Annotated in this window: 15 protein-coding genes; 6 read left to right on the top strand and 9 right to left on the bottom strand. The window is 54.5% G+C overall.

The window, feature by feature from the left end:
* Positions 1-244: 244 nt before the first annotated feature.
* On the bottom strand, positions 245-889 hold the full coding sequence (locus tag VL130_RS12680) for an HNH endonuclease (protein WP_325363287.1): 645 nt from the start codon (positions 887-889) through the stop codon (positions 245-247).
* Complete coding sequence (locus VL130_RS12675; RefSeq protein WP_325363286.1) at positions 882-2,069, bottom strand: AAA family ATPase; 1,188 nt, start codon at positions 2,067-2,069, stop codon at positions 882-884. Before VL130_RS12675 ends, VL130_RS12680 begins: the two co-directional genes overlap by 8 nt.
* Before the next feature lie 446 nt (positions 2,070-2,515).
* Here VL130_RS12675 and VL130_RS12670 point away from each other — a divergent pair, with 446 nt between their 5' ends.
* Positions 2,516-5,038: an alpha/beta hydrolase gene (locus VL130_RS12670; RefSeq protein ID WP_325363285.1), complete on the top strand. Its 2,523-nt coding sequence runs from the start codon at positions 2,516-2,518 to the stop codon at positions 5,036-5,038.
* Between the two features lie 193 nt (positions 5,039-5,231).
* Here the strand turns inward: VL130_RS12670 and VL130_RS12665 are convergent, their stop codons facing one another.
* The 4 genes from VL130_RS12665 to VL130_RS12650 all read right to left on the bottom strand — a co-directional run bounded on the left by VL130_RS12665 (position 5,232) and on the right by VL130_RS12650 (position 8,988).
* Positions 5,232-5,489: a hypothetical protein gene (locus VL130_RS12665; protein ID WP_325363284.1), complete on the bottom strand. Its 258-nt coding sequence runs from the start codon at positions 5,487-5,489 to the stop codon at positions 5,232-5,234.
* A gap of 124 nt (positions 5,490-5,613) precedes the next feature.
* Entirely contained in the window at positions 5,614-6,537 is a 924-nt protein-coding gene (locus tag VL130_RS12660) for a plasmid partitioning protein RepB C-terminal domain-containing protein (RefSeq protein WP_325363283.1), read from the bottom strand.
* Positions 6,524-7,429, bottom strand: a complete 906-nt coding sequence (locus tag VL130_RS12655) for a ParB/RepB/Spo0J family partition protein (RefSeq protein ID WP_325363282.1) — start codon at positions 7,427-7,429, stop codon at positions 6,524-6,526. Before VL130_RS12655 ends, VL130_RS12660 begins: the two co-directional genes overlap by 14 nt.
* The gene (locus VL130_RS12650; protein WP_325363281.1) at positions 7,429-8,988 is read right to left on the bottom strand and encodes a recombinase family protein; all 1,560 of its coding nucleotides are present in this window, start codon (positions 8,986-8,988) and stop codon (positions 7,429-7,431) included. Before VL130_RS12650 ends, VL130_RS12655 begins: the two co-directional genes overlap by 1 nt.
* Before the next feature lie 81 nt (positions 8,989-9,069).
* On the opposite strand from VL130_RS12650, the gene VL130_RS12645 reads away from it, so the two are divergent.
* The 5 genes from VL130_RS12645 (at position 9,070) to VL130_RS12625 (ending at position 14,308) form a co-directional block, all read left to right on the top strand.
* Positions 9,070-9,669, top strand: coding sequence for an HTH domain-containing protein (locus tag VL130_RS12645; protein WP_325363280.1), 600 nt, complete (start codon positions 9,070-9,072; stop codon positions 9,667-9,669).
* A 364-nt stretch (positions 9,670-10,033) separates the two neighbouring features.
* Entirely contained in the window at positions 10,034-11,263 is a 1,230-nt protein-coding gene (locus VL130_RS12640; protein ID WP_325363279.1) for a type II restriction endonuclease, read from the top strand.
* A 135-nt stretch (positions 11,264-11,398) separates the two neighbouring features.
* Positions 11,399-12,631 (top strand): DNA (cytosine-5-)-methyltransferase, encoded by a 1,233-nt coding sequence (dcm, locus tag VL130_RS12635; protein ID WP_325363278.1) that lies wholly within the window; start codon positions 11,399-11,401, stop codon positions 12,629-12,631.
* A gap of 40 nt (positions 12,632-12,671) precedes the next feature.
* Positions 12,672-13,088, top strand: a complete 417-nt coding sequence (locus VL130_RS12630) for a very short patch repair endonuclease (protein ID WP_414636268.1) — start codon at positions 12,672-12,674, stop codon at positions 13,086-13,088.
* Positions 13,085-14,308: a type II restriction endonuclease gene (locus tag VL130_RS12625; RefSeq protein WP_325363276.1), complete on the top strand. Its 1,224-nt coding sequence runs from the start codon at positions 13,085-13,087 to the stop codon at positions 14,306-14,308. The genes VL130_RS12630 and VL130_RS12625 overlap by 4 nt, the downstream gene beginning before the upstream one ends.
* A 173-nt stretch (positions 14,309-14,481) precedes the next feature.
* On the opposite strand, the gene VL130_RS12620 is transcribed toward VL130_RS12625, so the two are convergent.
* Genes VL130_RS12620 through VL130_RS12610 form a run of 3 tightly spaced genes read right to left on the bottom strand, consistent with a single transcriptional unit; the run spans position 14,482 to position 21,134 of the window.
* A complete protein-coding gene (locus VL130_RS12620; RefSeq protein ID WP_325363275.1) occupies positions 14,482-16,158 on the bottom strand; it encodes an NERD domain-containing protein in 1,677 nt (558 codons plus the stop codon).
* Entirely contained in the window at positions 16,155-17,978 is a 1,824-nt protein-coding gene (locus VL130_RS12615) for a DUF1998 domain-containing protein (RefSeq protein WP_325363274.1), read from the bottom strand. The genes VL130_RS12620 and VL130_RS12615 overlap by 4 nt, the downstream gene beginning before the upstream one ends.
* Before the next feature lie 3 nt (positions 17,979-17,981).
* Positions 17,982-21,134: a hypothetical protein gene (locus VL130_RS12610; RefSeq protein WP_325363273.1), complete on the bottom strand. Its 3,153-nt coding sequence runs from the start codon at positions 21,132-21,134 to the stop codon at positions 17,982-17,984.
* Positions 21,135-21,140 lie beyond the last annotated feature (6 nt).

Genomic DNA, 21,140 nt, shown 5'->3' with positions numbered 1-21,140 from the left:
ATGCACCGCAGTGCCTGTCTTTGAAGAATGAAACGGAGATACTTTGGCCATGTTAAGGCTCCTCAGATTAGTGAAGCCTACAATATGTACCCGATTCGTTCTAATGTCTAGCCCCTATGGTTGTGCGCCCCGCCCCATTTCACAACTTTAAGATTCAAAATTAAGGCTCGCTATGAATTCGCTCGCAACACACTGTGACAATGCGAATTCGACGTCAAAATGAGACTTTTGAAACGGTCTCTAATTAGAGCGGTTTATATTCTTCAAATACATCTTCAATGCGCCTGAGATGAGGCCGGTTCAATCCTTGAGCGTCGTCGAAGCTGTCCTCCTCAAGATCACGCAGCTTAAAAAACGTATAAGTGTAAGAGCCCTTTTTACTATTCGGATTCACTAAATATTTGACGATGCGGCTTTCACCACTTCTTACAGCTTCAATCCAAAGATGCTTATACCAGTTGTCAAAGTTGGGATGAATTATAAGGTAATTCCCGGTATCTTCCAAGTGTGGACCTATACTGGGGTTTATTAAAAAATTCCACCTCTCTCGCTTTATGTCCATGTTGCAGCGTTTACATGCGATCGAAATATTGAAAACATCATATGCCTTTTCTTTAAATTTAGATTTCGGCAAAATGTGTTCGCGGTCTATTGAGACGCCGTCACGGCCAGCCAGGCTGTTTTTACAATACGCACAATCATTCTTTTGCCTTTGAAGATGAAAAGCTTTGAGCTTTCCCTTTACAGATATGAGGTGTCCTTCAACGATCTTGCACCCCTGTTTCGTGTGGTCCCATGGCTTTTTCGATGCCAACGCAGCCGTTATTGCCGCGCATTCTTCAATGCTAAATGTCAGCGAATTAAGCGGTGGCTTCAAAGGATCACTCATCGTCGCCCTCCGTCAGGCCAAATTGTCCACGCCGCTCTTCCACCCGCCGGGCCAGCTCTGAAACGTCATTGAAAAATGCTCGCTGCTTGTCATCGTAGGACCCAGATTGCATACGCCCAATCAACTCTCCGACACTTTCTGCGGAGGTTTTTCCCTCTTCAACACGTTCAATCTCTTCAACCAACTTGGAGCTGACGAAATGATTAGCAGGCGTGATAGTGTCAAACACATCCCATAACACCTGCTCGACACTCTCAGTTTTTTTGGCGACACGATCAAAGACAAGGCCAGTAGGTTCACCATCTTGAAGGTGGATAATGTCCACATCAACAGGACCGAGCGTCGCTCCAGACACGAGCACCGGCGCGTGGGTCGCTATCATCACCTTGATGCTTCTATAATGGATAACCTTTGAAAGGCGAGTGACATACTCCTTCTGCCATTGAGGATGCAGGCTATTTTCAGGTTCATCGATTAGCACCCAACCACGTCCTTCGTCGATTTCGCTCGACAAAAACACGAGCGTTGAGATCATGGAAAGTTGCCCTGAACTCGCGTTAGCGATTGGCATTACCATTTGATCTTTCCGCAGAAAAAGATCGATAGCGCGAATGATGCCAAGCTGTTTCAGCTCTCGTTCCCAGAATACTATTTCTGTCAGGTCATAGGATCGAGATATCTCGTAAGATAGACCTTCAAAATGAAGCCACTCAATATCTGGAAGCGCACGATGAAAAAACATTTCGGTGACTTCGACGAGTCGCTTAGTTACCTCAGGCGGGAGCTTCATCTCTGCAAGTCGCTCATGAAGATCGACAGGCCACGCCTTAAGCCTGGACCTTATTCGCATTCCAACAGTTCGTTCATAACCGCAGTAGTCAAGAACTCGCCCGATTTCACGGAACACGCCAAATCCGTCGCGAATGCCGTGAACGTTCCTGAGGGCCTGCTTGATAAGTTTTTCCGGCAAACGCTCGCCTTGAGTTGCCGATATGCGCTTGGCGCCCCTGATTCCTCTCAACCTATCGAACACAGTATTGCTAATAGCGTAGACTGGGAGTCCTTCCGCAATCGCGGCCTTGCCCATGGAAACTAAAAATCGACTTTTCCCAGCGCCATTTGGCCCAACGAGCAATGTTGTAATGTCGCGCCGATGTTGAAAATACTGATAATACTGCAAAGCTCATCTCCCCTATTGTTGTACCTTCTTTCCGATTCTACTTTTGAGGGCAAGCAAGATCTAAGCACCTTGAAGGTGTCGGCTTTTATCGCTTTGATTGGCTCCCAAATGCCTAGTCACTCTGTGGAAAGCTTGAAACGCACCGTATATGCCTGTGGTCCGTTAAAAAAGTAAGCGGCCACCACCACGGTGTCGAATGCCGCTCACCAGATGTGAACACGCTCTTCAGGCCCCAGGTAAAACTTGTCGCTAGGCGAGACGTCGAACGCGGCATACCGCAGGTCAATTTTTAAATTGGGAACCCAGTATACATCGCCGTAAATCAGCGCGCATTTGCACGTCGAGGTTTTTATTTTCGCCCGCAGCGCAGAACAAAGAGTTTAAACTGTACGTTTCCCTCTCTCAAAGATATCATCCAACGGTTGTAGCGAGCTGGGGATTCGTACGTGGCCAAAAGACCATCACCTTTAGATGTTTTAAACGCATCGAAAATCGACGCGCCCGGCACCCCGATGTTTTACCTCGGCAACTATCAGCAACGCTCCAGTTTCGCGGCTCAGCAAACTCGGGCGCTGAATCTTGTTTGGGCACTCTCGAAGAGTGACCAGGTGAAACGGGGCGGCAAGGTTGCTCTTGTGGGCACCGGCGTATCGGCGATAACGACTGCGGCAGCTCTTGCAAATCTCAACATCGATGTGGAATATTTTGGATGGTCACCAAACAAGGGAAGCCAACCATTTCTGAACTGGCTAAATCCCCACGCCTCCGAATGGCCGGAAATTTCGCCCCGCGACCACTCGATTTTCAACGCCCCCTCGGCAAATGCTGCAGCCATCGTTTCTGGGATATCCCAGTCTTTTTGGGATACCAATTTCCCCGGTCGAGTTCTTGATCTTGGCGCATTCAAGGGACTCAAAAGGGGGAATGCAGAGCAGGTCGAAATCGTCGGTGCACCGGGTCCGATTTCAACCCTCCGTTACGATGCTATTGTCCTGGCCGATTCCGATTTAAACGGTGCCGGATATTGGGTGCGCGATGAAATAGAAGACCTGACATATTCTACGAAAACCGTGATTGTCTCAGGGTGCACGGACGGCGGGGTCGTCGACGTTTTGCGGTCAGTCTATCGAAATTTCTGGGACCCCAAACTATTAGAAGCAATTACAAATTCAAGTGACGGCGAGTTTATTCGGCGAGCTATTAAAATTGCTGAGGGAGGGCGTCGAGATGGGTTTGAAGAAATAGAGGTGTATCAAAACGTTGTCTCGGCCATAGATTACGTCGACAGTCTCCACTCCATTTCAAAACTTTTGTCGGAAAGTATTGTTTCCGACAAGCGTGTCGTTCTGGCCGATTCCCGGTATACTTCCCCCTTACTTGCACCAATTACACCTGTACATAAATTACTGTTAGCTTATGCCATGCGGCGCGGCACTGTCGTTTATTTCCAAGGAACGCCTAAAAAAGGCAATGAAGGGGTGCATATCGGTCCGATGTTTTACCGATCATTCGAATCCGTGCTGATCGACCGCCAGCCCCGCAGTCTATTTGAACCAAGCTTGAGGCGTCTCGGACTTCGAGAGCGTTCTTCTCAAATTTCCTCAGAAATTTATGACTTTGACGTCCCTCTTTGGGCACCCAGAAATCGTGATGAAATCGGCTTCTCGTTATCTGGTTCTGTACGGCAATATTCCAGAGTCCAACAAGCGCTTGACATCGGCCAAATTCAAAGCGCCTTCGCCATCGCCACTTTGTCAGATCGGCCCCCCTTATATCCCAGAGAGGCCTTTGGGATTGAAACAGAAATTATGGGGAGGCATATCAGTCCCCTCGACGCCCCTCGTTCAGCAGGCTCCTCACTTCCGCGGATTTTCAAGTTGGATACTGAGAACAGTTCTCCCCCGGAGCCGATAGACGATCATGATAGCAACCTCACTTTAGAAATTACAAAAAGCGGAGGTGTCTCCGAAGGAAACAATAGTGTTGACATCATGTTCGTAACAACCCGCGCCAAAGACACTAGGCGTGGAGGTTATTTTTCGCGAATGCGATCTGACACTGACTCCTACGGTTCCGCAACGATCCGCGTGCCAGAGGAGCGTGACTTTGGTACCGTGTGCCGCCCATGGTTATCCGTGCCACTCGGCGCCTACACGTTCAACTTCCCCGCGGAAAACTCGAAGAAGCATTTCGTATTACAAAATCTATCGACCTATTCCTTCGAGCAATGGAGCGACACTATTAAGGCATCAGGAAAGGACCAGGCACTCGTTTTCGTACATGGTTTCAAAACTACCTTTATGCAGGGCATGTATCAATGTGCCCAAATAATGTGGGATATCAAATTCGAGGGCCTACCCGTTTACTTTTCCTGGGCTTCGGGAGGCAAGGTGGGAGACTATGAACACGACAGAAATTCGGCACTCGTCGCTCGCCCAAGGTTTGCTAAAATGCTTGGCGACCTGCGGAGCGCGGGCGTCAAAACCGTACATGTCCTCGCACACAGCATGGGTAATTTTGTGGTGCTGGATGCGATTGCCAACCACAACCATGGCAATCTTCCCCTCGGGATCGGGGAAGTCCTTATGGCGGCGCCCGACGTCGATGCCGACCATTATAGATCTATCGGTCCGAAGGTGCGTGCCGCATGTAGTGGAATGACACTATATGCGTCGTCTGTTGACAAGGCTTTGAAGTTATCAAAGGCGATTGCCGGTAACATACCCCGGGCCGGTGATGTCTACGACGGCAAGCCAATTATTCTTCAGAATGTCGATAGCATTGACGTGACTGCTGTTGGCGCGGAGATATTCGGCCTCAATCACGGGGTTTTTGCGTCTGAAAAATCCATCCTAAACGACGTTAAACTGCTTCTGGCTCAGGGTCTTCGCCCACCAACAAAACGCTTGGCTGAGATTGGCGGCATGCCCGTTGGCCTGCCGGCCCAATGGTGGCGATACCTTCGGTGAAAACGGACTGGGACCAGCCCCGCCCAAGGTGACTAATGCCAAGCTTTTTGACCTTAGTCTGTCAGCTCTCGACACGCCCGACTCGTGCTCGCCGCAAAGCTGCCTTTCCGGGCTTTCACTTGTCCGCTGAGTTTAACGCCGCAAATTCCAAATATCGACGCATGGAGCAAGCGATTTGTCAAAATTCAAATTGCTACCCTTCACATACGAACAGATTTATCTCTGCTGGTACGTTCTCTTTCGCCCGCTTTTCAGACCCATTGGCGTCGACGGCTTCAATGATCATCTTTTCCAACTGTCTCCGCCGAATGTTCGCCTCATCTTGCCACAGCGCAACCACGCCTTCGTCATCCAGCCCAGAGAGGACCTGAAATTCCGCAACGGCCTCAGCGGCCTTTTCTTCGTCCGTATAGTCATAAAGTCTGTCTGCGATATCTACGGAAATAGCCATTAGATTCAAGCTCCGACGCCCTGTCTGTTAAAGCGCAATATAGCATCGTCTGCGATGTACGACCAGGCACGAAATGACAAATACCTTAGGAAATTTAATCGAGTGAAATCGGCCCTGACATCAATTACGCGGTGGGAGGCGCCAGCGTTCCGATATCAACAATCTTCTGAAATTCATCCAGAAAATCCGCGTGGTTTTGCCCAAGATACCTCGTGATGAGCGGATTATTCAGTAAGGCCGCGAGATAGCCCTTGGCGAACGTCAGGGTCATGACATCGACGGCGTAACTCTCTTCGATCAGCCGGAACTCCCGTTGCAGGCTTTCCATTTCAGCCTCCATCCTGGCCATTTTCTCTTCGTCAAGCCCGCGGATTTTTCGCGGTCTTTGCGGGTGTAAAAGCTGAGAGGGCGGCGTGGCTGCCAGCAGCGCCAGGGCATAGGACTGGGTATAGACGCCGGAATCGTTCATGAGGTTCGCCACCTCGATCTGACGCAGCGGCGACATGCTGCGTAGCGGCCGGAACGATTTCGGGCCTATCTGTTTATCCTTCAGGAGCTCGACCGCTTCAGGGCATATCCCATCCAGCAAGTCCCGCTTCTCGATAATACTCTTCAGATCCACATTTAGCGCCGCCGCCAGGCGTTCTTCGGAAACGCCGCGCTCAATAGCCTTCTGAATCATCCGGTGTTCCTGAATGGTGGCCACCCGGTTGATGTGCTTGTTATAGGTAAAGCCTTCATCGTCGCGTGAGATCAGACACGTCACTTCTGTTTCTCCCATTTCCTTCAGAACATCGATGCGAAGATGGCCGTCGAGGAGGATGTATTTGTCCTCCAGCTTCGGGTCGCGGAAGACGGCCGGCGGTTCAATCAGGCCGACCTGCTCAATAGATGATTTAATCTGGAGATATTTCGGGCTTTTGCGGGTCAGGCCATTGATGGATTTGACAGCGATGATCTGATCAATCCGCAGGTCAACCGACTCGTCTTCAAAGCCTGACCGGATTGTTTTAAGCGGCAGGGACAGCGTTTTCTTATCTCTGGCCATGACGCCCGTTCATTCGCTCGACGATGCCGCGTGGCAGGGTCTGCAACCCCTCTGCCCGGAGCAGGTTATTGAAATTCTCGTCACGGATCAGAACCCGCATTGCCTCCGTGATGAAAACAAGCCGGTCACTGGCCGCATTAGCTTTCCGGATAAGCAACTTCTTCCGGTCGGTCTCCCGCTCGAACGCTCTGACCACGTCTGAGCCGGTCATCGGCTTTCTGGCTTCTCTGCGGTCCCTGCTCTCCCGCACAAGGCCTTTGCCGTATCGCCGCCTCTGATCCATCAGCTTTTTAGCGGCGAGCAGACGGTTGCCGCGCAATTCCTTGGACTGGTAGGCCTCGTGGAGCGCCCGCTGCTCGTCCTCCGGGTTCTCAGCGATTTTGATTGCCAGATACATGGGCAGGTTGCCGGCTTCGACGGCAGCGAGCAGTCGCTCCTCACCTCGCTCCATCAGATTCAGAATTTCACTGACGTGCGTTGGCATCAGGCCCGTCTTCTTCGCAATCGTCTTTGCGTCATAGCCACGCTTGCTGAGCACTTCTATGCCCTGCAGGAGGTCGACCGGACGATGCTGCCGGCGCGCCAGGTTCTCAACAAGGCTCATGATCAGGGCCTGCTCTTCACTGGCGTCAATGACGTGCGCCCAGATATGACTTTCCCCGCATCCGATAAAGGCCTCCAGCCGCCCCTGCCCGCAGATCAGATCGTAGTCCTTACCTGTTGCCGCTGACTGACAGGGCGTGACCGTGATGGGACGCTTAAGCCCAACCTCGGTCATGTTCGTCGCAATCTCGTGGAAGACCTTCAGATTGCGGACACGCGGATTCAGAATATGAATGCGGTCGATGGCAATATATTTGATTTCGGACTTGCGGCGCCCCTTACCGGCCATCAGAACACCTCGGATAGTCTGACGCGTTCGGCCAGAGTAAAGAAGACTTCCAGTTCGTCGAACCTGTAGGCGTCAAGGCCGATGTGATTGTTATCGCGAAGGCGAATGGTGGGATCTTCAACGTCGATGGCCGGAATCAGATAGTAGTCGAGGATGTCCCGGTTATTCGCCGCCAGGCGCACCGCAATGGTGATGTCCGGCATCAGACTGGCGTCCAGTTGAATACGCCAGCGGTTTTGTCCAGCAGCGGACTGCGTACATCGACAGATGACAAGCGAGGCTTCAACCTCATCATTCACGATAAGCAGGTCTGTGTCCGGATCGACAGTAACGCGCCCGCCCATTTCGCCGATACGTTCGATCACGCCGGCCACGATCTCGGGATGCATACGGCGGATATGACGGTTGTCTTCGATGAAGCTCAGGTCGCGGTTGATTTCATAACCGATCAGCCGGTAGGCACCAACCAGGCCACCGAACCGATAGGCGTAAGCCGAGCTGGATGGCATATCGTCGGTCTCGTCGATCAGAATACCTGACAGCCAGCCCTGCCGCCCGTGCAGTGCTCTGAGCTTCGCCAGCATCTCATCGTCGGAGAATTTTCGGTTTCTCTCCCGGATAATACCCTGAGCCGTGTAGAAATAGCGCGGTTCGATAATGGCATCAAACACGCCATCAGCCCGTACCCACATATTTGGTTCGTTTTCGACGCGGCGCTTTTTCAGTTTGAAAGAGCGGCGGTTGAAGATGTTATTGCCGATGTATTTCTCGTTCGTGAGCACGGTATGAACAACGCCGCGGGTCCAGTCCCGGCCAAGGTCTGTCTTAACGCCCCGGCCATTAAGGAGGGCCGCGATCTCTGACTCGCGTAGGCCTTCCTCGGTGAAGGCGCGATAGATCCAGCGAACGTTCTCAACCTCGTCTTCGGGGCCCGGCACAAGGATCACCCGATCGGTCTGCAGGGATTTGTGCTCTCCGCGGCGCAACTCTGCCTTCCGCTGGCGCTGCTCATCCAGCAGCACCCTGCGCAGACCGTAGCCTGCTGGTCCGCCCTGACGATAGCCCAGTTCAATCAGGCGGCACTGCCCGGCAAATACCTTGCTGGATAGCTCACGGCTGTATTCGCCGGCCATGGCCCGCTTGACACCCTTGACAATGGTTGAGACCGGGCTGCCATCGTTCTCGAACTGCTCGGCGACATACTGGACGTCGATGCCGGCCCGCCGGCACAGGTATTCGTAATAGGCGCTCTCATCGGCATCCTGGAACCGCCCCCAGCGCGTCACATCAAGCACGAGGATCATGGTGTAATCAAAGTTTCCGCTCTCCACGTCGCGTATCATCGACTGGAGCGCATCGCGGCCATCGAGGCTCAGACCGCTTTTACCGCTGTCGGTATAGGTGCGTACAATTTCGATGTTGCCGCGGGTGGCGTATTCCCTGATGGCGTCTGCCTGGTTCTCCGTTGAGTACTTCTGGTGATCGGTCGACATCCGCACATACATCGCCGCCCGCCGGATATTTATTTCCGTTTCCCTGGAGGGTTCCGCCGCTCTCATCTCTCTATTCCTGACTTTGAAAACAATGACTTGTCTGTCCCGTGTCGGGTGCCGGCAAGACTTACCGCAGGAGTGAAAGATTTGTCTCAGGCAAAAAAGGACCGAAAAATTCCTGTCAGTTTACTGGGTGTGTCCGACCTGGAACTGGCACAGATTATCGCGAGAGCGCTTCGGGAAGACTTCGGCGATACGCCCTCTGCCATCAAGGAAATCGGTCAGATTACATCTGCCAATCTACGGGCGATCAAGAACTGGTACGAGGCGAAAAATATGCCTAATTCCAAATACTTACTTATCCTGGCGCGGTCCTCCCCAAGCATCCTGCGGTTCATCCTGATGCAGGTCGGCGGTGAAGAACTATGGGATGCATTCCAGTTCTTCGTAAAGCCTCAGAAGACGGCCCTTCCGACAACGAGGCGTGAGACGGCGGAGCGGCGCGAACGCCCGAAAGCTGTCACCTTGAATGGCACTTTGCCCGATCTGAACGAACGGCAGATCTGGTTTCTGACCGAACTTGTGCAGGGAAATAAAACCACCGCCGAAGACATTTCGGAGCGCTGGACGATCAATTTGCGGACAGCGCGTCGGGATATTGCGGAACTGAAGACCGCCGGACACGTCGAGTTCCGGGGCGCACGGCGCACTGGATCCTACGCCCCCTGCAGGCAGGCCGGTAAGTAACCTCCTGAAATCAGGTTTCAGCGACGCCTGAAACCCTGCTGTCGGCGAGACCGGGGTAGCAAGGACAAGGACGGCCGGAGGGAGGGGGATCACCCGGTCTGCATGCCGGGCATTGCTTTTTCAGACAGTCGGCCTGAAGCCCGGCGAAGATCGGGGATACCCTCCGGGCCGGACCCGGCCATGCCGGGTCTTCATCCTTGTCCGCGCGAGGGCAGCGCCCTTAGCCCTGACCTTGCAGCCAGTAAAAGTTCGTTCCTACGGGTGAGAATTCCCAGGCACCTGGCGCGAAGCAAACTTCACGACAGGTGCCACCGACTCGTGACAAAGGTTATCCGATATCGGTGACAAGAACACGCGGGCGGACATGCGCAAGGGATATCTTTCGGAATATTTTGAAGGCGTTAGCGTTAAGACGCTTACGCCCACGGAAGTGGATCCGGCCGTTTCGCGCGGGCACGAGCTTCAGGGGGTAGACGATTTCCGCGCCTTCCTGGGGACGCCCGAAGAAAAGGTCTATCTGCCGACGAGCTATTTCTGGCTTGGCGACGATGAGCTTCCCCTGCGCGTGGAAAGAACCGCCACCTGGTACGACTCCCGGAAAGGACAGAAAAAGCGCTCCGCGGAATATCGGCTATATTATCCGGCTGCCGTAAATGAGGTCGCACGTCGGGCCCGACCCGGCGACACCCTGTTTCTGTGTAAGCAGAAGGCGGGTGACCTGATGGCTATTTTTTGTGCCAGCGGCAGCTCGATTGAACAGCAACTCCTCTGGCTCTTTGATTTATCACTGACGCATGGAGATTCTCTCGAACAGGTGGATCTGAGAGAGACGGACGGACGGTCCCTCGATCTTGTCGCCCGCGAGCTTCTTGAGCTTTTCGGTATTGAAGTCATAGTCACAAAAGACGAATGGCTCAACAGGTTGCTCAGGGCCTTCGGTCCGGCGTTTCCGACCACAGAAAGATTTTCTGCGTTCACCCGCAAGGCGGTGAAGGACGTCGATCCGGTCGCCGATCCGGACGCTGCCCTTATCAGGTGGATGGAAATGGAAGAGCGGCTTTTCCGGACACTTGAAAAGCATCTCGTAGAAGAATACCTCAAAGCGCAGTTCGCTGCCGGAAATACCGACGCCGACGACTTCCTGCAATTCTCTCTGTCTGTACATGGCACCAGAAAGTCGCGGGCAGGATTCGCCCTTGGCAATCATGTTGAAGCTATTCTGAAGGCCAATTCAGTCACGTATAAGCGCGAGGCCGAAACGGAGAAGCGCAAGGGGCCGGACTTTCTCTTTCCATCTGAGGACCTTTACCGGACGGAGCCCGCAGGCTCCGACCGGTTGATCATGCTCGCCGCAAAACGAACCTGCAAGGACCGGTGGCGTCAGGTGCTGGCCGAGGCCGACAAGATACCGTTCAAGCACCTGCTGACGCTTCAGCCCGGCATTTCGGTAGCGCAGACTACGGAGATGCAAAAGTTCAAGTTGCAGCTCGTCGTCCCCTCGCCGATCCACGCGACCTACAAACCCGCGCAGCAGAGCTGGCTCCTGAGCGTCAGTAATTTTCTCGAACTTGTCAGGTCCCGTTCTGTTGCATGAAGAACGGGCATCAGACCGGGCGTGACACGACCAGAACATAACGTGAATTTATTCACCTGCGCATACGTTTTGAGCCTTGATCTCTGGGGCGAATAGCGACACGGTGTCAAAATTATTCCCAGCGAGCCTGATTCTATGCCCAATTCGGATTTTCATGCCCTCCGCCTTCAGACGGGTATTTCGATCGAAGAGCTTTCCGAAAAGCTTGGATACAGCACCCGTCAGGTACGCCGCTGGGATAACGGCGAACAGCCGGCGCGTGAGATCGCGCTGAGGACGCTTCGCGATATGCTGACCGACACCACGAACGTTACGCCTATGCCTCCGCGGTTCACCTTCATCGATCTGTTCGCCGGTATTGGCGGCCTTCGCCGTGGCTTCGACTCTATAGGCGGTCACTGTGTCTTCACCTCTGAATGGAACAAGTACGCGCAGCAGACCTATGCCACCAATTTCCGTGACAATCATCCGCTGAACGGCGACATCACTCAGGTTCAGACCTCTGACATTCCGGACCATGACGTGCTGGTGGCAGGTTTCCCGTGCCAGCCCTTCTCCATCGCCGGTGTGTCCAAAAAGAATTCGCTTGGGCGGAGCCATGGCTTTCTGGACGAGGCGCAGGGCACCCTGTTCTTTGATGTTGCCCGCATTCTTGCCGACAAACGTCCGGCAGCTTTTATGCTGGAAAACGTCAAGAACCTTAAAAGCCACGATAAGGGCCGGACCTTCGAGGTCATCATGAAGACGCTTCGTGAGGACCTTGGCTACCACGTCTGGCATAAGGTCATCGACGCCCAGCACTTCGTCCCACAACACCGCGAGCGTATCGTTATCGTTGGCTTCCGCGAAAACGTCCCGTTCAGCTGGGATGACCTCCAGCTTCCGCCGAAGGGCGAACAGCGCCTCGGCCATATCCTGCATCCTGAAGATGGCAGTGAAGAAACCGAGGCCCCCTATACGGTCGGCAGCACTGCTGAGGTAAACGCTAAATACACCCTCACCGACAAGCTCTGGGCTTATCTGCAGGGTTATGCACAGAAGCATAAGGCTGCCGGGAATGGCTTCGGCTTTGGGCTTGTCGGCCCGAACCATGTCGCGCGGACTTTGTCGGCCCGCTACTACAAGGATGGTTCTGAGATACTTATCGACCGTGGTGCCGGACAAAATCCGCGCCGTCTGACCCCACGTGAATGTGCCCGCCTGATGGGCTATGATGATGACTTCCGCATCCCTGTGTCTGACACCCAGGCTTACAAGCAATTCGGCAACTCGGTCGCTGTCCCTGTCTTCAGGGAAGTCGCCAGAATTATGCAGCCCCATATCCAGGCCGTTATGTCGGGTGAAAGTCAGATGAAGGTCGCCGTCTGAATTGACTGACGTCCATGACAAGGCAACGCGCAGCCGGAACATGGCCGCGATTAGGGGCCGGGACACCAGCCCCGAGCTTCGCATACGCAAAGGTCTTCATGCGCTGGGCTTTCGGTACAGGACGCATGCGAAGGACCTTCCTGGAAAGCCGGATCTGGTTTTCCCCAAATACAGGGCGGTCGTCTTTATCAACGGGTGTTTCTGGCATCAGCACGACTGTCATATGTTTAAATGGCCCCTCACCCGTCCCGACTTCTGGCAGGCAAAAATTGGCAGGAACGCCGATAATGACGTCCGGAATACGCTGGAGCTGGCCAAGGCCGGCTGGCGGATAGCGACGGTATGGGAGTGCGCGGTTAAGGGCCGGACGCGCATTGGCGCAGAGTCGTCTGTACAGCTTTTGGCTGAGTGGTTAAGGTCCGGCGAGGATTCTATAAACATTCGGGGCTCAGGATGACAACCGTCAGGCGGGGATTACTTTCAGAGCTGTTTGACGGCGTCGTGGCGAAAACGCTCACGCTGGTTGAAACGGTTACCGCCAAGTCAAATCAACACGAATTTCAGGGGATCAAACCCTTTCGTCAGTTGTTTGGCGAAGAGGACCGCCGGCGGATTGTGACGCGTTTTATTGCCTTGTCGGACGATCTGGAAGGGCGTGCGGAAGACGGCTTTATGAGTTGGTCGAACGTTCGCAAAGGCAAGCCCCGCGCGCCTGAGTTTCATCTGTACTATTCGGGTAATGCCGTCACCGAGGGCATGAAGGCGGGCGACACTCTGTTCCTCGCCATGCAACGCGACGGATCTGCACTGGTCATCGTGGCGCCCGCTGGCAGCACAGCGCAAAGCCAGCTCATCTGGCTGTTCGGCCTGTCAGATCAGGCAACAATTGACTTCGAATTTCGCGATATCGGACGGGACGAGTCTCAAACTCTGGGATACGCCGCGCGCTACATTCTCGATGAACTTGGTATCGAAATCGAAGAGGCCGAAGATAGCAGGCTCGATAACCTTCTCGAAAAGTTCGGTCTCGAATTCCCGACCACCAGGGTGTTTTCAGAATTCGCGCGAGCCACACTGCCCCATGTCGATCCGCGCGACGACGCCGATGCAGTCCTGATGGCATGGGTGGAGCGTGAAGAGCTTCTGTTCCGACGTCTTGAGCGTCGGATCGTCGCGGCCCGTCTTCAGGCCGGCTTCCTGACGGGCGAGCACGTTGATGTTGACGGCTTTATGTCTTTTTCACTCAGCGTTCAAAACAGAAGAAAATCACGCGCTGGCCAATCACTGGAAAATCATCTGGAGGCTTTGTTCCTTGCCAGAAAAATCCAGTTCCAGCGTGGCGTCGAAACCGAGAACCGAAATAAGCCAGACTTTCTGTTCCCAGGGCAGGCCGCTTACCGCGACCCAGCTTTCCCAACGGAGAACCTGACGATGTTGGGCTCGAAATCGACGGTCAAAGACCGCTGGCGCCAGGTTTTATCCGAGGCTCAGCGGATCGAGAACAAGCACCTGCTAACACTTGAGCCGGGCATATCCGAAAACCAGACCGACGAGATGCGTACCAAAGGACTTCAGCTGGTCCTGCCTTCGAAGATCCATACCAGCTTCCGGCCGGCCCAACGCGAGTGGCTTTGTGACGTATCTTCATTCATCCGACTCGTCGAGAGCAGGGCATAGCCGTTAAGCCCTGGTACAGGACCGATAGGTGCCGATGCCCTTTTATGCCCGGTCTCTCCCGAGACCGAGCCTTCCTACGCGTCTTCATATACCGTTGAGGCCTCACAACGCCCCCCCGATCAATTTGCCGGATCTGCTTAGGGCGTGATCTTAACGTGGGTTCAGATTTGCCATCAGGTAAGGTCGGCCTGTGCTTTTGTAATTCTTGTGATATCGGCGGAAGTACCGGCAAGTTCCAGAAGCAGGTTTGCGCGGCTCGTCGCCACATAAATTAGTTCGGGTTCGCTGAGAGCCTCGAGACCGATAACGAAAACACAGGGTCTTGAGAGGCCTTTAAAGCGTCTGACTGTGTCAAAAACAATCCGACCACTCGCCATGTCTTCCGACTTGCAGGTATCGAGGCCGGCTATCTTATGGGCCGACAGCGTCTCCGCGGAGGCGCAGGTCAGAATGGCAATATCACCCGCAGTGACCTGACCCGACCGTATCAGATGGGATACGCGTTCGTTCACGCGGCCTAAACTCATTTCGGCGGAACGGCACTCTAAAAGTCCAACCTGCTCCCCTTCTGGTCCGGACGCCGTCGTTCGTCTGCCCTCATACCATTTTGACATCAGCGCATGTATCTTCTTGGTATTCCGAAGATTTCTGCTCAATGCAATTACCGACGAAGGCAGCTCCTTTATGAAACTTGCGTCGCCAGTGAACAGGCGCTGATTGTCGTCATAAAAGACATAAAACCGTTTCAGGCCATTATCCTTCAGCGTCAGTTTCAGAGCGCCAAGCCAGAAATCCTTAAAATCCTGTCCTTCATCCACAATTATGGTATCGAACCCGAGCTCCGGTTTTTTCGCAACAGCGGCGATCAGCGCATCAGGCAGGATGGTGTCGAACAGAGCTGTTCCACCACCTGACGGGACGTCAATTCCTGACTGCCCTGCCAAGGCGCGGCATAACGCGTGGAAGCTGGCGACAACCAGATTTTCGTGTTTGGCACACGCTCGCTCCAGATAGCTGGCAAGCGGGGCATTAAAGCAGGTCAGTAAAGTCCTTTGCCCTGACGCCGCGGACCTCAGTGCATGTTCGACTGCCAGAACGGTTTTCCCGCTACCAGCTCCGCCAGAAATCGCCATTTCCTGATTATCCTCAAAGGAATCCAGTATCCATGCCTGCTCCCCGGTGAGGCGTTCAATTGCCTTAGCATCATCGGCAAGACTGATCCCGATATGCGCCCTCAGTTCGAAATGGCTCTCCAGAATATCCTCTAGCGCCTTCAGGCCATCCAGACCCAGCGGCTTTTCGCGTGCATCTCCGCCTTCTGTCATCCGCTGAATAATCCAGTTATGGAGTTGCGGCATGCCGTCCCCAAACACCATAATCTCTAGCGGGGCATCAGGCGCCAGGGCCCGCGACGGTCTGGAACTGCCTGGCAGAACCGCACCGTGTCTCGCACGAATAAATCGCCCCCCCAGCCTTTTACTTTCGTTCAGGCGTTTGAGAAAATGATGCTTGCTGCTCTTAGCCTGAGCAATTGGGTTTTTGATTTTGAAGGTGAAGCCATCGCGATCTTCACTCAGCCACTGCCCGTCGGTTTCACGACAGCTGACCCGTCCACCTTTTACTTCGACAAACAGCAGACCATGTTCAGCATGTGCTACGATAAAGTCTGCTTCTCCGTCGAACTCTGCGCCGTCATCATCGGCTTCGTGCCACGAGCGAGAGTAGTAACAGTTATAGTCTCCTGGTACTTTGTCGCGAAGATGATCATAGACTCTGATCTCCGAAGACAATTTCGAATTCTCCAGCACGTGCTTAGGAAGTTTTGATGGGTACATTCGTGCCATGGTCATTTATTCCTGTTCAGAAGAGGTCTGAAGAAGCCCAGGTCCGGCTTCTCGGGTGTTCCTATCAGCATTGCGCGATCGAGGTGACGGTTGAAATGCTCGCAGGATGTTTCCGGGAGGAAGGTACAACAATGGCAGGCCGCGGAGCCTGACCCTTCCGACAGGGAGAGTATCCCGCTACTGCAAAGAGGGTCTGCAGAACACCATTCGAGGTCATACAGCGCACCAAGTAACAGAGGGCCAATTTCTTCGCTTCGGCCTTTTCGGGACAGACCACCTAAGGTACCGTCAGAGTCAGGCGCCGACGTGTATAGAAGAAACCCGCACATGCCCTCTGGCCCGGGTGAAATATAAAGCCGTTCGCGGATTGAGGCGGTTGAATAGCCACTGTCGAGGGACAGGCGTTCAGTCAAAGCGTGCGCCGTCGTATGAACGAGCAAAAACCGGGGAGAAATGTCCAGCGGGAAGGGTCTGTCGTCTCCGTTGTGATCCCTCCACGCCCGTTCTGCGGCGCTGTGAGCCTCTCCTGCCCGAAGTTTAACGTCTTCACGGTTTTCCCAGTCAATCACGTCTCTGAGACAGAAATTAATAAATATTCCCTCGCCTCTGACCTCGATTGCCGGCAACCAGTTTAAACGTCCCTCAGACAGGGGCGCGACAAATGCACTGCTGTCGCCACCCTCTGCCGGAGTAAGCCGCGTAAAGCCTTTCAACACACGGACTTCTCTTAAGCGCTCCACGGATACCAACTGGTCAAGCAGCCCGCCCATTTCTGGTGGCAAGGCCTGAGGCCGGATCCTGAATTCAGAAAAAGTTTCACCTCCTGGTGCACCGGCACACAGCATCAAATGCTCGTTCGGTCGCAGATCGCCTACATCATCGTCATCCAGAAGGTTTAGGAGCCGCGAAATTCTTGACGTCAGTTCATCCGCACTGACGTTGGGCTCAGGCCATTTTGGGTGGAGACGTTTTCGTACATAGTCCGGGAGTTGCTTCCGGTCATCCAGTGACACCAGCTCGTCCCAGTACTCGTCAAGCGAGTCGCGGAACGATCCGCCAAAAGGCGGAACGTCGAGCGCTGACGCAATCACCGGGAAATAGGCATTCGATGCGCCGCGCTGAATAGCTACGGGCTCGTGGCTGCAGTCACAGGGGGCGGATCTCAGCCAGGGTGACCGGCCTTCACACCTGAGTTTGCCAAGGGCCCCGGGCGACAGGGCGCCGTCGAGGTCCCGTTCGGCCCGGCATTCTGTACAGTGGACCTTTAGCCCTTTGAGACCCGCTCCCTCGCCAATCAAAGTTAAAGGCCTTTTGCGGGAGCATCCTTCTGAATGTCTTGGCCAGGATAGCCATGGGAAATCCTGCAGGTGTCCCGCTGCACAGGTGACAATAAAGCGAACGGGGACCACATAGGTTTTCCGGGCTCGCCTGCCGCGGCCTACTGAGCAGGCATTGCAGAACAGTTCGGGCTTCTCAATTTCAGCGCCCCATGATCTGCTTCTCTGGAGCAGTTTGCACCCCGGACAGACGTGCCAGTCCGGGAAACGGTAGGAAGGTAATAGCCTTTGGCGCTTTTCACGACCGACCGTTTCCTCCCCTACCGGTGGCAGACGGAATCCGCTAACCTGGAGCTTTGCCTGCAGTTGGTCGTGATGAATACGCTGGTCATTAAGGAGGCCCCGCTTTCCTGACAGCTTGTCCCAAGCTTCAAGACCTGCGGCCACGACAGACACGGGTGCGCCATTTTCGCCTCTGAAGTCGATAATTGCGCCCGGACCATTTCCGCTAAGCACCTGGCTGCGTCGGATTTTCCCAATAGGTTTCATTACTTATTCTCCCATGCCTGCGTTGCCGCCCAGGAGGACGAAGGGAGTTGAAGCTTCAACCGAACGCATAGAGTTTGGTGTAGGTCGTTGTTTAGAAAATCGTGCCCTGTTACCGCGTTCAGCTGCGGCTTCGGCAGATGTGAGCAACGCATCGCCATAATCATCCCAGTACTTTTCCAGCCCCTGATGGTCGAACCAGTCATCAAGGAATCTGTTTAACTGGCTTCGCGCCGACTCAGTTTCGGAAGGGTCGATACGTTCAATACGTTCGACCAGGGTTTCAAGAATGGCCTCTGCCTCGGCCTGATGATCCTCTATCGCGCCAGGATTTGCCATACCATCGACAAGGTGGCGGATCATGGCAACAAAGGGCGCATGGAGCGCGCGGTCGCGCGCCCTTGGCGCAAATGGTGTGACGCTGGTGGCCTCGACATCACGATAAAGACTGCGATGCCAGCTGGCAAACGTCTCGTAACGGCTACGATCGCGGGATTTCGCCGCATTGAACATCGTAATGACCAGACCCGGCACTTTACGGCTTCGGCCGACCCGGCTGGTTGCCTGAATATATTCCGCAATCGTTTTTGGCTGCCCGTTCACGAGCATAAGTCCCAGTCGCGATACGTCCATACCGACCGAAATCATGTTGCTCGCCAGCACAATGTCGACATGATCCGGATGGTCGAAGGGTTTCTCCAGATTCTTCAGAAACCTTGGAATTTCACTAGACCGGACCCGGCTGGTAAGTTCGATCTGTTCTCCGGTGTCACGAATCTCAGCTTCATTCCGGCGGGCAGCGTAGTCTCCGATACTGCGCCCCACGTCGTCACGCATCAGGACCATGGCTCCCCCCAGTTCCCGAAGTGAGTTGAAATAGTTGACAAGTGTCCAGTATCCATCCCGCGACTCTAGGGGTAGCTGAGGATCCATTGCGGACTGAAGCAATGATGCAGCCACTGCCTGCTGAGTGAATTTTGCCGATCTCCCGACAGTGGTAACGCCAACATATCGTCGGCCAGGTACACTTCGGTCCTCCACAGAAAACCCGGAGTTTTTGTAATCCAGGCCCGGTGGCGGAAACTGAAAAGATTTGCGGTCAAACAAGGCTCTGATCTGAGACTCGGCCCGACGGATAGTGGCAGTTGAACCGATGATTTTGGCCCGGCGACCTGACTGAGATCTGCACAGCTCATCGACAGCAGCCTCATAAAGTCCGGTAAGACTACCCAAAGGCCCGGAAATCAGATGCAGTTCGTCCTGAATAATGAGATCCGGAGGCACCTCAGGGCCTCCGCGGCCAAACAGGGCACCGGTCTTCTGATTTCGCGCTATCTGGGCATATTTATCTACAGTGGCGATCAACAGCGTAGGGCGTTCCTGATAGATGTTTTCATCAACAGTCCATATCGGCAAATGATCCGTCGCGGTCGCAAGATCACAGCTGTCGGATACGCATCTGACCTCGATACGGGTTCCATCTGACGAGGCCGTCCAGCTGAGGACGGTGTGACAACAGGGGCAGCTGTGCAACTGCGCCGGCGAACTTTCACTCTCCTGATCCAATGCCCTCGCGGCGTCTGCAACAGAATTCTGAGTCGCGCCCTGCCCGACCCAAAGCCCAAGCGAAATGGCCGCGTCAGAACCGAAATGGGCCGGCAAAGTGGTGCCGCCGGAGGACGCTTTACCCAGACGTATCATCTCGCAGGCGCAGATCATCGCCGCGGCGCGTTCGAATTGCTGGATGGTCAGCAGACGCAGGGTATAACGCATAAAGGCCGTCACGCCCGCTCCGGAAGAACCACCAGCTGCATTAAGGCGCCGCAGAAAGATCGTGAAAGCTGTGAGAAGCAGGTAGGCCTCCGTTTTCCCGCCGCCCGTTGGAAACCACAACAAGTCCATCGTTTCACGGTCAGCTGATTCAGGATTCGCTACGGACTCCAAACTCAGCAGAACGAAACCCAGCTGGAATGGCCGCCACGTCAGATCAAGCGGATCACGGTTCGGTCGCCACGAATATTGCAATGCCAGAGCCGCATTGGCGAGCCGGAAGGCATCAAGAGCTTCGGGTGAACGCCGGAGCAATTCAATGCCTTTACGCATTCGCCGGACGGCATCCCTGCAGGTCTCCATGTGCTTCTTCCCCTGATCCGCAAAGTCAGAGGAAAGATCCGTGCCGGTTTCGATCCTTTCAATCCAGGTCGCGTAGGCCCCGACAAACGCTTCCAGACCGTCACAGAGCGCTGTGCCATGCTGAGATGACAGCCATGTAGCGCTGAGCTGAGCACGCACGTTGTCGGCGCGAAACTCCGTATCCCCTTCCGCACTGACTACCCAGACTGTGGATTCCGGGAACCAGCTCGTCCGTACCTCAGCGACAGCGTCTCCGACCGGCTCATCCCATTCGGCCGAACAGGTGTGGCCGACAGCCCATTGCTGCACATTGCGGTACATCAGTGCTGCTGCGCTCGCGTCCTCGTCATCCAGCCCCGCCCTGATTTTGTCGGGCTTAGGAACAAACCGGCAATCTTCAGCACAGCTGACACTTACCGATACCTGAAACAGGGCCGCCTCTTCATTTGCTGTCCGGCTCTTCTTCGCAGCGGGTTTTGCGTCGTTCGTGATGGCAAGTGTCACCATCTGCACGTCACCCCATGGCGCCAGACGATAGTGAAGACTAACGCCTGGCAGTCCGCTAATGCCCAGGTCCAGCGGATCTCTCGCATTCTCCCGCATTGTCTCAATATCAAGGACTATTTCCGCGAAGCCCGGTTCCCGTCGCCAGTGCTGATTGCGGCCTGAGCTGGCATCAGCATCCCCGTTCTCCCGATGCTTTTCGCCGCGGTATCGCGCACCATCGATCCGCACCCGCAGGGAAGGCCTGGGACCGGTCAGCCGGACAGCAAACGACAATCCCGCCGAAGACGGCCTGAACGTGGAAGACGCCTTCACACTGTCAAGTGAGGTCCCGGTTTCATCCGCATTGTCGGCATCACTCGCATCATCGTCATCTTCGGGTGCAAGGTTGGTAGCGGGAGGGAATAGGATGCCGGTCAGATATCTGTCGGTCGGTCTGTCGGAGATTATTTCCCCGGCGTCCTCCGGCCCGATAAGATCGGCCTTCAGCCTCTGCAAAATCAGATCGCGGGCGTCAGTCATGCAAAA

Origin of the sequence: Asticcacaulis sp., from assembly GCF_035497195.1 — a bacterium.
Lineage (GTDB): Bacteria > Pseudomonadota > Alphaproteobacteria > Caulobacterales > Caulobacteraceae > Asticcacaulis.
The sequence above is the reverse complement of the archived record's forward strand: the minus strand, read 5'-3'. Positions and strand labels throughout refer to the sequence as shown.